The sequence below is a fragment of the Hydrogenophaga sp. genome (genome assembly GCF_050250835.1).
In the GTDB taxonomy this organism is placed as follows: Bacteria; Pseudomonadota; Gammaproteobacteria; order Burkholderiales; family Burkholderiaceae_C; genus Hydrogenophaga.
The window spans coordinates 149,872-163,325 of sequence record NZ_JBFWNX010000008.1; the positions used below are offsets into that span (position 1 = coordinate 149,872).

General features: G+C 64.5%; 10 protein-coding genes and 1 tRNA gene. 7 read left to right on the top strand and 4 right to left on the bottom strand.

Annotation, left to right across the window (positions count from 1 at the left end):
• Positions 1 to 111: 111 nt before the first annotated feature.
• Positions 112 to 2,265 (top strand): PhoX family protein, encoded by a 2,154-nt coding sequence (locus AB7F11_RS12270; protein ID WP_428288765.1) that lies wholly within the window; start codon positions 112 to 114, stop codon positions 2,263 to 2,265.
• A 3-nt stretch (positions 2,266 to 2,268) separates the two neighbouring features.
• Here AB7F11_RS12270 and AB7F11_RS12275 read toward each other — a convergent pair whose 3' ends face one another.
• Positions 2,269 to 4,725, bottom strand: a complete 2,457-nt coding sequence (locus tag AB7F11_RS12275) for a UvrD-helicase domain-containing protein (protein ID WP_428288764.1) — start codon at positions 4,723 to 4,725, stop codon at positions 2,269 to 2,271.
• Between the two features lie 74 nt (positions 4,726 to 4,799).
• On the opposite strand from AB7F11_RS12275, the gene AB7F11_RS12280 reads away from it, so the two are divergent.
• Together AB7F11_RS12280 and AB7F11_RS12285 are read left to right on the top strand one after the other, a co-directional pair.
• Complete coding sequence (locus AB7F11_RS12280; protein ID WP_428300005.1) at positions 4,800 to 5,804, top strand: hypothetical protein; 1,005 nt, start codon at positions 4,800 to 4,802, stop codon at positions 5,802 to 5,804.
• A gap of 188 nt (positions 5,805 to 5,992) precedes the next feature.
• Complete coding sequence (locus AB7F11_RS12285; protein WP_428288762.1) at positions 5,993 to 6,970, top strand: GMP reductase; 978 nt, start codon at positions 5,993 to 5,995, stop codon at positions 6,968 to 6,970.
• Positions 6,971 to 6,985: 15 nt separating this feature from the next.
• Here AB7F11_RS12285 and AB7F11_RS12290 read toward each other — a convergent pair whose 3' ends face one another.
• Positions 6,986 to 7,870, bottom strand: coding sequence for an alpha/beta hydrolase (locus AB7F11_RS12290; RefSeq protein WP_428288761.1), 885 nt, complete (start codon positions 7,868 to 7,870; stop codon positions 6,986 to 6,988).
• A gap of 109 nt (positions 7,871 to 7,979) precedes the next feature.
• Here AB7F11_RS12290 and AB7F11_RS12295 point away from each other — a divergent pair, with 109 nt between their 5' ends.
• The 3 genes from AB7F11_RS12295 to AB7F11_RS12305 all read left to right on the top strand — a co-directional run bounded on the left by AB7F11_RS12295 (position 7,980) and on the right by AB7F11_RS12305 (position 9,890).
• Positions 7,980 to 8,738: a GntR family transcriptional regulator gene (locus AB7F11_RS12295; RefSeq protein ID WP_428288760.1), complete on the top strand. Its 759-nt coding sequence runs from the start codon at positions 7,980 to 7,982 to the stop codon at positions 8,736 to 8,738.
• A gap of 103 nt (positions 8,739 to 8,841) precedes the next feature.
• Positions 8,842 to 9,744, top strand: coding sequence for an NAD(P)-dependent oxidoreductase (locus tag AB7F11_RS12300; protein WP_428288759.1), 903 nt, complete (start codon positions 8,842 to 8,844; stop codon positions 9,742 to 9,744).
• A 70-nt stretch (positions 9,745 to 9,814) separates the two neighbouring features.
• Positions 9,815 to 9,890: transfer RNA gene (locus AB7F11_RS12305), tRNA-Ala, on the top strand.
• Between the two features lie 6 nt (positions 9,891 to 9,896).
• On the opposite strand, the gene AB7F11_RS12310 is transcribed toward AB7F11_RS12305, so the two are convergent.
• Entirely contained in the window at positions 9,897 to 11,261 is a 1,365-nt protein-coding gene (locus AB7F11_RS12310; protein ID WP_428288758.1) for a tetratricopeptide repeat protein, read from the bottom strand.
• A 157-nt stretch (positions 11,262 to 11,418) separates the two neighbouring features.
• Between AB7F11_RS12310 and AB7F11_RS12315 the strand changes: the two genes are divergently transcribed.
• A complete protein-coding gene (locus AB7F11_RS12315) occupies positions 11,419 to 12,423 on the top strand; it encodes an AraC family transcriptional regulator (RefSeq protein WP_428288824.1) in 1,005 nt (334 codons plus the stop codon).
• A gap of 67 nt (positions 12,424 to 12,490) precedes the next feature.
• Here the strand turns inward: AB7F11_RS12315 and AB7F11_RS12320 are convergent, their stop codons facing one another.
• Positions 12,491 to 13,213, bottom strand: a complete 723-nt coding sequence (locus AB7F11_RS12320; RefSeq protein ID WP_428288757.1) for a hypothetical protein — start codon at positions 13,211 to 13,213, stop codon at positions 12,491 to 12,493.
• Between the last annotated feature and the right edge of the window lie 241 nt (positions 13,214 to 13,454).

A 13,454-nucleotide genomic window follows, 5' to 3' on the forward strand; every position in this document is an offset into this window, starting at 1 on the left:
CAACACGATGACAGCTCATCCAGGGTCTGCGGAATCCCTCAGGGGCTGTCACCGCGGCTTCACAGAGCTTCCCGATGATTCCACCCAGGTTCATCCAACAAGGCCACGCCCATGCCCCGCGACAACATCCGCCCCAACGCTCATTTCAACGACGAAGACTCCAACACCAGCCACCATCCCGCGTTCAACGACGTGCTGCAGACCCGGCTGAGCCGTCGTGGCCTGCTGCGCGGCACCGCCGCCCTGGGAGGTGCCGCGACCCTGGGTGGCTGCGCCAGCATGAGCGGTCCGGTGGCTCCGGTCCACGCACTCGGTTTCGCGCCCGTGGCCAAGACGACGGCTGACCGCGTCACCGTCCCTGCGGGCTACACCGCGCGCGTCATCTACGCGCTGGGCGACCCGCTCACCGCCAGCACGCCGACCTACCGGAATGACGGCACCGACGCCGATTTCGGCAACCGCGCCGGCGACCACCACGACGGCATCGAATGGTTCGGTCTGGACGCCGCCGGCCTGCCCTCGGACAGTTTTTCGTCGCGTGGCCTGCTGGCCATGAACCACGAAGCCACCACCGACGAGAAGCTCAGTTCTTTCTTCATTCACGCGAACGGCGGCACGTCCACGCTGCCCCGGCCCGCAGCCGAGATCGACAAGGAACTCATGATCCACGGTCTCTCGGTGGTCGAGGTGCAGAGCGATGGGAAGGCATGGGCCACCAAGCCGGCCTCGGCGTTCAACCGCCGCGTGACGACCATGACGCCCGTGGCCATCCACGGCCCGGCTCGCGGCAGCGAACACCTGGTGACGAAGTACAGCCCCGACGGCACGCGGGCACGTGGCACGCTCAACAACTGCGGCACGGGTCGCACACCCTGGGGCACCTTCATCTCCGGCGAGGAAAACTGGTTCGGCTACTTTTTCCGCGAGGCGAAGGACGACGACGCGCGCAAGAAGGACAAGCAGGTGCAGGCCCTCAACCGCTACGGCCGCAAGGCCGGCGCGGCCAGCCGCCATGGCTGGGAAAGCGGTGGCAGCGCCGACGCCTACATGCGCTGGAACAACAGCGCCATGGGCGCCAGCGCCAAGGACGACTTCCGCAACGAGATGAACACGTTCGGCTACATCGTCGAGATCGACCCCTACGACAAGTCCTCTGCACTGCGCAAACGCACCGCGCTCGGCCGACTGGGTCACGAGAACGCGACCTTCGCTCGCGTGAGTGCCGGCCAGCCCGTGGTGGCCTACATGGGTGACGACGCGCGCGGCGAGTACATCTACAAGTTCGTCTCGGCCGCCAGATGGGACCCGGCCGACGCCAGGCCCTCCAACCGCCTGGCCGCCGGCGACAAGTACCTCGACAAGGGCACGCTTTTCGTGGCGCGCTTCAAGGGCGACGGCACGGGTGAGTGGCTGGAACTCTCGATGAACAACCCGGTGATCGCTGGAAGCTCATACTTCGAGTTCAAGGGTGATGCCGATGTGGCCGTCTTCACGCGTCTGGCCGCCGATGCGGTGGGTGCGACGCGCATGGACCGGCCTGAATGGGGTGGCGTGAACCCGAAGAACGGCGAGGTCTACATCACCCTCACCAACAACAGCGCACGCACCGCAACCACCGTGGACAGCGCCAACCCGCGCGCGTACACCGACCAGAAGGCCAGCAAGGCGCAGAAAGGCAATGTGCACGGCCACATCGTGCGTCTGGCTGAAAAGATGCCGGCCGATGTCGCGTTCCAGTGGGATATCTACCTGTTTGCCTCGGAGGCCGACGCCGACAAGGCCAGCGTGAACCTCTCCGGCCTCACCGACGACAACGACCTGTCATCCCCCGACGGCCTGGTGTTCAGCAAGGCCACGGGAATTTGCTGGATCCAGACCGACGACAGTGCCTACACCGACAAGACCAACTGCATGCTGCTGGCCGCCCTGCCCGGCCAGCGTGGCGACGGCACGAGCAAGGCGCTCACCTATGGCGACAGGCAGGTGACCACGCACATGGGAAAGCCGCAGACGCCAGCCACGCTCAAGCGGTTCCTGGTGGGACCCAAAGGCGCAGAGATCACCGGCATCACCGAGACACCGGATGGCCGTGCGATCTTTGTGAACATCCAGCATGCCGGCGAGAACACGAAGATGGCCGACGTGAACGACGCCACGAAGTTCGAGAGCCAGTGGCCCGCCAACGCGGGTTACGGCGCAGGCCAGCGCCCGCGCTCCGCGACGATCGTCATCACCAGGAACGACGGCGGCGTGATCGGGAGTTGATGGTCAGGTGATTGGTGTGAGCTTGGCCACGCTCAGGGCCAGCCACTTCGTGCCATGGCGCGTGAAGTTCACCTGCGCGCGGGCATCGGCGCCCGCTCCCTCCACCGCCAGCACCTTGCCTTCGCCGAACTTGTTGTGAAACACGGCAAGGCCGGCGTGGATGTCGGTGCCGCGATCTGGCTCGGGTGCTGTCTGGCCGAGGCCCCTGGGGTCGCCCTTGTCGTTGAACCCGGGTGACCACGACGGCTGGAGGACCGGCGCTGCGCCAACGCCGCGCCGGCCGTTCTGCCACGTACCGCCACCCGCGCCCCAGGCCGGCTGCGGTGGCGTGAGCCACTTCAGGCAGGCTTCGGGCAACTCATCGAAGAAGCGGCTCTTGAGGTTGTAGCGCGTCTGGCCATGCAGCATGCGGGTTTGCGAGTGGCTGAGGTACAGGCGCTTTCTCGCACGCGTGATCGCCACATACATCAGACGGCGCTCTTCCTCCAGGCCGTCCCGGTCGCTCATGGAATTCTCGTGCGGGAACAGGCCCTCTTCCATGCCGGTGATGAACACGCAATCGAACTCCAGGCCTTTGGCGGCGTGCACCGTCATGAGCTGCACGGCGTCCTGCCCGGCCTGGGCCTGATTGTCGCCAGACTCCAGCGCGGCATGGGTGAGGAAGGCGGCGAGCGGACTGAGGGTTTCACCGGTTTCGGGTTCAACAAAATCTGTTCGCCCTGAGCCTGTCGAAGGGTTTGCGGGGTCTTCGACAAGCTCAGACCGAACGGACATGCCAGGTTCCAGCCCCTGGCTCACCGGGCTCTGCGTCAGCGCCCTGCCCAGTTCATCCACCGGCAAGGCCACCGCATCGCGGCCAAAACCTTCGATGCTCACAAAGCTCTCGGCCGCGTTGACCAGTTCCTCCAGGTTCTCCACCCGGTCCTGGCCTTCGCGTTCGGCGCGGTAGTGTTCGATGAGCCCGCTGTGTTCGAGCACCAGTTCGATGATCTCCCTCAGCGTGCTGCCTTCGGTCTGTTCGCGCATCACGTCCAGTCTGGCGGCGAAGGCGCCGATGGACACGCCCGCCCGACCCGTCACGGCGCTCACGGCGTCGTGCAGCGAGCAGCCCGATGCACGGGCCACGTCCTGCAACTGTTCGACGCTGCGTGCACCGATGCCACGTGGCGGGAAGTTGACCACGCGCAGGAAGCTGGTGTCGTCGTGCGGGTTCTCCAGCAGGCGCAGGTAGGCCAGTGCATGCTTGATCTCAGCCCGCTCGAAGAACCGGAGCCCGCCGTACACGCGGTAGGGCATGGCGGCATTGAACAGCGCGGTTTCCACCACGCGGCTCTGCGCATTGCTCCGGTAGAGCACGGCCATTTCGCTGCGAGGCACGTCCTCGCGGGCGAGCTGCTTCATCTCGTCCACCATCCATTGCGCTTCAGCAAAGTCGCTGGTCGCCTCATACACGCGCACCGGTTCGCCCGCACCGGCGTCGGTGCGCAGGTTCTTGCCCAGGCGGTGCGTGTTGTGGCTGATGAGCTGGTTGGCCGAATCGAGGATGTTGCTGGCGCTGCGGTAGTTCTGCTCCAGCTTGATCTGGTGCTGCACTTGGAACTCGCGCACGAAGTCGGCCATGTTGCCCACGCGCGCGCCGCGAAAGGCGTAGATGCTCTGGTCGTCGTCGCCCACGGCGAACACCGCATTGCCCGATGTCGGCAAGCCTTCGAGCGGTGGCGCGCTGAACATCTTGATCCAGGCGTACTGCAGGCGGTTGGTGTCCTGGAATTCGTCAATCAGGATGTGCTTGAAACGCCGCTGGTAGTGCTCCCGGATGGGGTCGTTGTCGCGCAGCACCTCGTAGCTGCGCAGCATGAGCTCGCCAAAGTCGACCACGCCTTCGCGCTGGCATTGTTCTTCGTACAGCGCGTAGAGTTCAAGCTTCTTGCGCGTCTCTTCGTCTTTCGCGATCACGTCGCGCGGCCGCTGTCCATCTTCCTTGCAGCCGCTGATGAAGTACTGGATCTGCTTGGGCGGGAAACGCTCATCGTCCACATTGAACTGCTTGCACAGGCGTTTGACGGCCGAGAGCTGGTCCTGCGTGTCGAGAATCTGGAAGGTGGCCGGCAGGTTGGCGATTTTGTGGTGCGCGCGCAGGAAGCGGTTGCACAGCCCATGAAAGGTGCCAATCCACATGCCGCGCACGTTCACCGGCAGCATGGCCGACAGGCGCGTCATCATCTCCCTGGCGGCCTTGTTCGTGAAAGTCACGGCCAGGATGCCGCCGGGAGACACATGACCGCTCTGCATCAACCAGGCGATGCGCGTCGTGAGCACCCGCGTCTTGCCCGATCCGGCACCCGCCAGGATCAGCGCATGCTCGGCAGGTAGCGTGACGGCAGCGGCCTGTTCGGAGTTGAGGCCCGAGAGCAGCGGAGATGGGAGCAAACTGGCTTGCGAAGATTCTTCAAACGACATGCGCTAGATTGTAGGAAGCCCGCGCTGCGTTGCGAGGCACAATGCGCTGACCGAAGGGACATGAAGAGGCTTTCATGAAGATCCTGCGATTGCTGGGCCTGTTGCTGCTGATCGGGGTCGGCCTTCTGGCATGGCCGTCTCTGCGCGACTGGCGGCACGATTTCGTTGCGCCAACGCCGCTGCTGGCAGATGAAACGCCCATGGCGGCCATCTGCCGCATCCGAACCGAATTCCTGGCGCTCCCCAATCCGGTCTACGAGGGATTCACCCGCCACGACCGCTGGGAGCGCCAGCGCCTCGGCGCTCCCACGCAGCGGTTCGGTCCGTTCTGGGAAATCGACCTGGACTGGACCGCCTGGCGTTTTGCGCGACGCCACTCGCGGCTGGAGATCGTGGCGGCGATCGGCCCGTATCTGAGCGACCCCCAACTCGCGCCCAAGGCCGTGGCCGTGCTCGCGGGACTGCCCGTGGGCTCGCGCGAGCGACTGGATCAGGTTCAGACCCTGTCCATCCTGCTGGCCGAGCCGGAAAAGTTCGTCCCCGACAGCGTTGCCGCGTCGCCCTGGACCGACCCGCAACTGAGCTTTGCCCAGGGCGCACTGCGCGCACTGTACGGCGTCGAAAACAGCGCGGACCGCCTACAGGGCGTTGAAAGCAGGCCGCACCCCAACACGCTCGAGGGCAGCCTGCTCGACATCCTGCAAGCCAACGACGGGCTCAAAGGCGCGCAGTTCGAGGCCGTGGATGTCAGCGACACGCCGACCTATCCCGACTACGACGCCTTGCTTCAAAAGCTGGCACCACCTGCTCCTCTGCCCTCCTTTCAGGCGTTCCTGAAACGGTGGCCGCGCGAACTGATGGCCTCCGCGCTGTTCCCACTGGCCCTGGACGCCACGAGTGGCGACAACGGAAGCAGCAACCGAGAACGTTACATGCGCATCATGGGCCGTGAAGCCGCCTACTGGCCACTGCACGCGCAACGCCTCTTCAACAGCGAGGCCCAGGCCGCCGCCTACCGGCGCGAGACCGGCGAGTTTGCGCGCTCGCTCTGTCGGGGCGATCAGCCTCGCAAGCTCTGAGTTCATGCGAAAACCCGTATGACCCTCATAGGATCCGGTGCATGGCCTTCAGCCCATGGGCACGGGTAGAATCAATCACCGGGCCCAAGATTCTTGCGCCCGGTTTTTTGTGGCCGTTCGCCCCTGAAAGCCGGCACAAGCCAAGCGCTCACCTGTTCAACAACAGTCCTCTGGAGCTTGGTTTTTCCATGGAAATCTTCGACTACGACAACGTACTGCTGCTGCCGCGAAAGTGCCGCGTGAACAGCCGCTCCGAATGCGACGCCGGCGTGGAACTGGGCGGGCGCAAGTTTCGCCTGCCCGTGGTGCCGGCCAACATGAAGACGGTGGTGGATGAATCCATCTGCACCTGGCTGGCTCGCAACGGCTACTTCTACGTGATGCACCGCTTCGACCTGGACAACGTGAAGTTCGTGCGCGACATGCGTGCGGCCGGCGTGTACGCCTCGATCTCGCTGGGCGTGAAGGCGCCGGACTATGCCACGGTGGATCAGCTCGCGGCCGAGGGCATCTCGCCCGAGTACATCACCATCGACATCGCGCATGGTCACGCCGACAGCGTGAGGGACATGATCATCTACCTCAAGAAAAAGCTGCCCTCGGCCTTCGTGATTGCCGGGAACGTGGCCACGCCCGAAGCGGTGATCGACCTGGAGAACTGGGGCGCCGATGCCACCAAGGTGGGCGTGGGGCCTGGCAAGGTCTGCATCACCAAGCTCAAGACCGGCTTCGGCACTGGCGGCTGGCAGCTGTCGGCGCTCAAGTGGTGCGCGCGTGTGGCCACCAAGCCCATCATTGCCGACGGTGGCATCCGCAGCCATGGCGACATTGCCAAGAGCGTGCGGTTCGGCGCATCCATGGTCATGATCGGCTCACTGTTCGCGGGCCACGAGGAGTCGCCGGGCCAGACGGTGGAGGTGGACGGTCAGCTCTACAAGGAATACTACGGCTCGGCCAGCGACTTCAACAAGGGCGAGTACCGCCACGTGGAGGGCAAGCGCATCCTCGAACCCATCAAGGGCACACTGGCCGATACGCTGGTGGAGATGGAGCAGGATGTGCAAAGTTCCATCAGCTACGCCGGCGGCACGAAGCTGATGGACATCCGCAAGGTGAACTATGTGATCCTGGGTGGGGACAACGCGGGTGAACACCTGCTGATGTAGCCCGGACCTTCGCCCTCAGATGTCCAGCAATTCCTGCGTCAGCTCGTGCAGCCGGTGCCCCGGCTGCGCCAACGCTTCCACGATGCTGAAGTGGTTGAGCCCTGGCAGCGCTTCGCACACCGGCACCACCTGCGAGCCCCAGGCCTGCTGAATCAGGCGGTTCTGCCGCAGGAACTCGCTGCTTTCATCGGCTCCGGCCACCGCGTACAGGCGCCCTCGCCCGTCGCGCAGCGGCGGCGCGGGCAGCAGCGCCGGGCTGGCCTTTTTCACCTGTGACGGCGTGAGGCGCAGCGACTCCCGAACGAAGGGGGTGTGCATCACCGGTTCGAGGTCGTGCAGGCCGGAGATCGACAGGGCGTTTTTCACCAGCGAGTCCGGCAGATCCTCACCCACCCGGGTCCACTCGCAAGCCAGCATCATGGCCGCCAGATGTCCGCCAGCGGAATGACCAACCACCGTGATGCGATCCGGGTCTCCACCGTGTGCGGCAATGTGTCGATGAACCCATGCCAGCGCCCGCACCATCTGCAGTGTGATTTGCGGAATCGTGACCGCTGGGCACAGGGCGTAGTTGGGCACCACGACGCACACACCGCCGTCGACGAAAGGGGGTGCGATGAAGGAGTGATCGGCCTTGTCCAGGCTGCGCCACCAACCACCATGAATGAAGACCAGCACCGGCGCCAGTGGCATCCCGGGGCTGCGTGGCGCGGGAAACAGGTCCAGCGTCTCGCCTGCCCCCAGGCCATAACTCACATCCAGCAGCGCACGCCCGCCCACGCGAGCCTGGGCCGAGTCGTGCGCCCACCGCTCGAAATGAGCGAGGTGGCCGGGCACCCGGGCGCGGTTGTTGTACTCGAGGTCAAGCCAGGCGGGATCGAGGCGGGTGGGGGTGGTCATGGTCGGGCATTGTGTCATGGGGTCTTTGGCGCCCGCGCCTTGTTTCCCGAAGCCGCAATCGTGTATTCTGTATACAGAGTTCCAATTTTCGCCTGCCCTCATTCCAGCCATGCCCGCCCAACTGATCAAGCTCGACGCCACGCCAGACCTGGCCGATCAGGTCTATCGGGTCTTGCTGGACGCCATCAGCGCCGGCTCGCTCAAGCCGGGGCAACGCATCACGCAGGAAGAACTGGCCGAGCAGCTCGCGGTTTCTCGCCAACCCGTGATGCAGGCCCTGCGCCTGCTGAAAAAAGACGGATTCGTTCAGGACGCGCCCGTGGCTCATGGTCCGGCTGGCCGATCCCGGGGTTTGCAGGTCACCCCGATCGACGCCAACTGGATCGCTCAGGTGTACGAAGTTCGCGGTGCGCTGGATTCACTGGCTGTGCGACTGGCGGCGCAGCGGCGTGTCCCCATCCATCAGGCACTGATCGTGGAGGGACGAGCAGCGGTGAAGCGAGGCGACATCAAGGCCATGATCGACGCCGATCTGGCCTTCCACACTGCGCTGTACCGGGCCGCCCAGAATCCCTTGATCGAACAGAGTGCCCTGCTGCACTGGCATCACATCCGGCGCGCCATGGGCGAGGCACTGCAGTCGGACATGTTGCGTGAACCGGTGTGGGACGAACACGAGGCCATTGCCCATGCCGTGACCAATGGCGATGTGCATCTGGCCGACGAACTGATGCGCAAACACAGCAGCAAGGCCAGCTCCACCCTGGGCGCCGAAATGATCGAAAAGGCCCGTCTACGCCGCTCTGAATCCCCCCCGGCGGCCCGGACTGCCCGCAACCGACAACTCCGTGGTCGTCATTTGCTCTAGCATCTGACCCACTTCCGCGCGGTTTCCGGGCTTGCCCGGAAACCGCCCTTTTTTTTGCCGATGCGGCCTCCGCCCCCCGGCCAGCGAACCAACGGAACATCCAGTGAACACGCCCCAAGCAGATCGCTCCGCCCCCGCACGAGTGGCCGTGCTCGGCATCGGCATGATGGGTCTGCCCATCGCTCGCCGACTGTGCGAGGCGGGTTGCGAAGTCAGTGCCTGGAACAGATCGCGCGCCAAGGCCGATCGCCTGCAACCCTTCGGCGCCCACGTCACCGACACGCCCGCCCAGGCCGTGGCACAAGCCGACGTGGTCATCACGCTGCTGGAAGATGGTCAGGTGGTGGAGGACGTGCTGTTTCAGCAAGGCACCACCGAAGGTCTGCGGCCCGGCACGCTGGTGGTGGACATGTCCTCCATCCAGCCACGACAGGCGCGCGACCATGCGGCGCGACTCTCCGCCATGGGTGTGAGCCACCTGGACGCGCCGGTCTCGGGCGGCACAGTGGGTGCTGAACAGGGCCAGCTCGCCATCATGGTCGGCGGCAAGGCGGCCGACTTCGAACGCGTGCGCGCGCTGCTGGAGCTGCTGGGGCGGCCCACACATGTGGGCCCCACCGGCGCCGGGCAACTCGCCAAGCTGGCCAACCAGATGATTGTGGGCATCACCATTGGCGCGGTGGCCGAGGCTCTGTTGCTCTGCGAGCGTGGCGGCGCAGACATGGCCAAAGTCAGACAGGCCATCTCCGGCGGGTTCGCCGACAGCCGCATCCTGCAAGTGCATGGCCAGCGCATGATCGAGCGCGATTTCACCAAGCGCGGCGCCGTGGCCGTGCAGCTCAAGGACATGCGCAACGCCCTGGCCACTGCAGACGAGATCGGCTTCGAGGCACCCATCACGCGACTTTTTGAACAGCTCTTTGCGCAGGCCGCCGGTCATGGCCTGGCCGAGCTTGATCATTCGGCCCTGTTCGTCGAACTGGCCAGCCGCAATGGCATGGCCTGATATAGGGCCTGATCACACCATTTTTCCAAGTAGAAAATAGTGTGAACAGGCCCTAGAATTTTGAGCGAGTGGGGACGTAGCTCAGCTGGGAGAGCGTCGCGTTCGCAATGCGAAGGTCGGGAGTTCGATCCTCCTCGTCTCCACCACCCTCTTCAAGCCGCCAACACCATCGCCGGGCGATCCTGCTTCGCGTCGGCGCTGGACTTTGCGCCTCTTGCGCGCTGCAGGAATCCCCGGTTCACGGGGCTGTGCGGCTTGAGCGCCAGGCGCTCGTGAGCCAGCGCCTCGGCCAGGCCTCGCTGACCAGCACGAAGCGCGGACTCGGTGAGCGTCCAGTCGATGATGTCGCGCTGGGCATGGCTGCCGCCAAACTGGTTGGCGATCTGGCGCGCCCTATACAGGTGCTGAACGGCCGCGTCGTGCTCGCCACGCCAATGCGCCGCAAAGCCCTCCACCAGATCGGCACCTGTGCCGGCAGCCCAGCGGGACACTTCTGTCCTGCCATCGGCCGCGCGCAGGGCGTGGCCGAGGCGTTGCGCATCCGCCAGCCGGCCGGCGCCCAGCCAGGCCATCACGGCATGCCAGTCGTTGAACGGGTAGAGCTTGCCGTCGGCGTGCGCGTCCCAGGTCTGGGCCACCTCCAGCCACCGATCGCCCACATCCACGCCAGAGAGGTGCAGGCGCCAGAGCAGGGCCGATGCGTCCACCAGATCCAGTGCCACGGCGCTGGGCGTCTTGCGGATCGTGCCGTCATAGATCGAGAGCACCTCGTCTTTCTGCCCGAGATCCAGAAGACAGAGTGCGCCGTGCCAGGCGTTGTGCACCTTGAAGAAGTTGTCGTCCCCCGACCAGTAGGGCTCGCGCATGCGCATCCAGCCCACGCCGTCCTGCGCTCTACCCTGCATCTCCATCACATGCGCCACCGCGTGGTGCGCCCAGCAGTCCAGCGGTTGCAGATCGAGCGCCTGCCGACCCATGGCCTCGGCGCGGCCGAAGTCGCCACTCTCTTCCAGGCCAAAGGCGTACATGCCCAGCACGATCGAGTAGCCCGGCATCTCGGGCGACCACAGTGGAAGGACGCGAGCGATGCGGTCGCGCAGGTTGCGCGCATTGCCGCGGTAAAAGTCAATCAGGTGGCCCGCCTGCAGCGCCACGATGTCGAAAGGAAACTGGACATTGTGGCGGTCCATGGCCAGCGCGGCCTCGGTCCATTCGCCTTGCAGCACGCGCTCGATCACGGCAGCGTGCGACGACTCGCGCTCGTTCAGTTGCATCTCGCGCAGGCCCCTCATCACCTCCTGAGCCATCGCCACACAGCCAGGCTCGGTGGCCAGGGCGAGCAGATGCGCCTGAACGATGTGTGCCATGGCCAGGTCAGGCGCAACCGAAATGGCCTGCGCCAGACTGGCCATGGGATCGCCTCGATAAAGCTGGAAAGCCGTGACGGCCTGTTCATAGGCAGCGAGCGCCTCGTGGTTGGCGCCGCTGAGCGCGTGCCCCTGTGCATCGGTAATCATCTGAATACTCCTGGAAATGTTCGGTGAGTCGCTGGCCAGGGCGGGCGCTGACCGGTGTTGCACCCTCTAGGCCGGCAGATGTACTCTACGGAACCCCGCCTCGCCCAGCCATCCCCGAAACGCCTGCATTTCTTGCCCATACGCCGCTGTCGTGACCATGGTGGAAGACGCGCCCCGACCCGATCCACTGCTGGCTCTACTGCGCGCCATGCGCCTGACCGGAGGCGTGTTCCTGGAAGCCTCGTTCACGTCGCCGTGGTGCGTGCTGTCACACGTCGAACCCGGCGACTGCGCCGGCTTCCTGCCTCTGCCGAGGCACATCATTGCCTACCACTATGTCTGCGCCGGCCAGCTCGCGCTGCAGGTTGATGGCGAGACACCTGTGACCGCGCAGTCCGGCGACATCGTGATCCTGCCCCGCAACGACCGCCACCGCATCGGCAGCGACTTGCAAAGCGCACCGCTGGACGTGAACGACCTCTTCGAACCCGGCGAGGGCACCGACCCAGCGCGTCTGGTCTACGGCCGCGCGGCGTCCGCCGACACCCGCTTTTTCTGCGGATTCCTCGGCCACGACCAATCCAACGATCCGCTCATCAGCGCCCTGCCTCGCGTGCTGCACCTGCGCCTGGCCGATACCCAGGCCAGCGAGTGGATCGAAAGCTCGCTGCGCTTTGCCACATCGCGACGCCCCACCTTCGAAGAGAGCGGCGACGGCGGGATGTCCTTCGCCATGCTGGGCAAGCTGGCCGAACTCCTGTTCCTGCAAGCGGTGCGACGCTACCTGCAAGATCCGCTCGCACCCGCCACCGGATGGATCGCCGGCTTGCGCGACCCCATGGTGGGCCGCGCGCTGGCGCTCATGCACAGCGAACATGAACAGACACGCGCCTGGACGGCCGACACCCTGGCACGTGAAGTGGGTCTTTCCCGTTCTGCATTCGCGGAACGCTTCACCTCGCTGGTGGGCGACCCACCGATGCGCTACCTGACCCGGCGGCGCCTCCAACAAGCCGCCCGGCGCCTGGCCGAAACCACCGACCCGATTGCCCGAATTGCAGAAGAAGCCGGCTACGAGTCAGAACCCGCGTTTCACCGAGCTTTCAAGCGGGTGTACGAGATGACGCCAGCGGGGTGGAGGAAGCAGCAGGGAACAACGTGACGTTGTGGCGAGTGACAGAGGTCTTCTTGATCCAGGGGCGGTTCACACTGCGCCTGACCAGCTGCCACTACCCGTTCAACAGTTGGTGCAAGTTCCCCTGAACCTTGGTCTCGCAAGCCTGCAACAGCTCATCCAGCTGGACTTTCACGAGCAAGTAGTTCTCCTGTGCCCAACGCGATTGCGGCCAGGCGTCCGGTGACTTGCCCGAACACTCCACGACCACCGGAGCCATCAACGACGCCATCGCACTGCTTTCCCTCTTCTTGTAGACCACAAGATCTGTTTTCAATCGAAACTTTTCCTCTTCTGTGCCCAGCAAACTTTCGTACACAAGGCGCACGTTTCCGCCACCCACGATCAATGGACGTTCGAATCGGCGTTTCTGAAGGCTTTCATCAGTCTGCACAAAGGCATCCACACGCGCCTGCAAGCGTCCCACGAACTCCGTGGGGACAGGATTCTGCAGATGGCTGCGGTCTGCAACGTCAGTCAGCTCACTGCCCTTCAGATCGTCTTTGCTGAAACCCCGAAAGGAAAACGCTCCCATGGCCAGGAGCACGGCATTCAGGCCAACTTGCGCGGCCACGTTCTTGCTGGTCGCGTCACGCGTAACCATGCGAATCTCTGAAGGCTTTTCTTTGAGGATGCTGCCATCCGGATAGATCTGGGAATAGATCACCTTGATCGCACCTGCGTCGGAAGAAGAAGAAGAAGAAGGTGGTGCAGCGCAGCTGGCGAGCAGAGCGGACAAGGCCAGGGTACAGGTGAGGTTGCGATGGAAAGGATTCATGATGGAAAGTTCTGCGTGACAGCGGAGTACTTCTATTCCCGGGAACCCGCAACGTGGCGTTCGCACGCGCAGGTGTCCAGGGTGTTGCGCTAGATTTTTTGAGGGGATTTCGGTCGTTCGTTCTACTGGTTTTGCGCCCTCCACATCAGGCTTGAAGGCTCATCCATCGCGGACACTTGACGTACTTGAATTCAGATCTCGCAGCGAAGGCGACGGGCACGCGACCATCTGCGAAAACAGC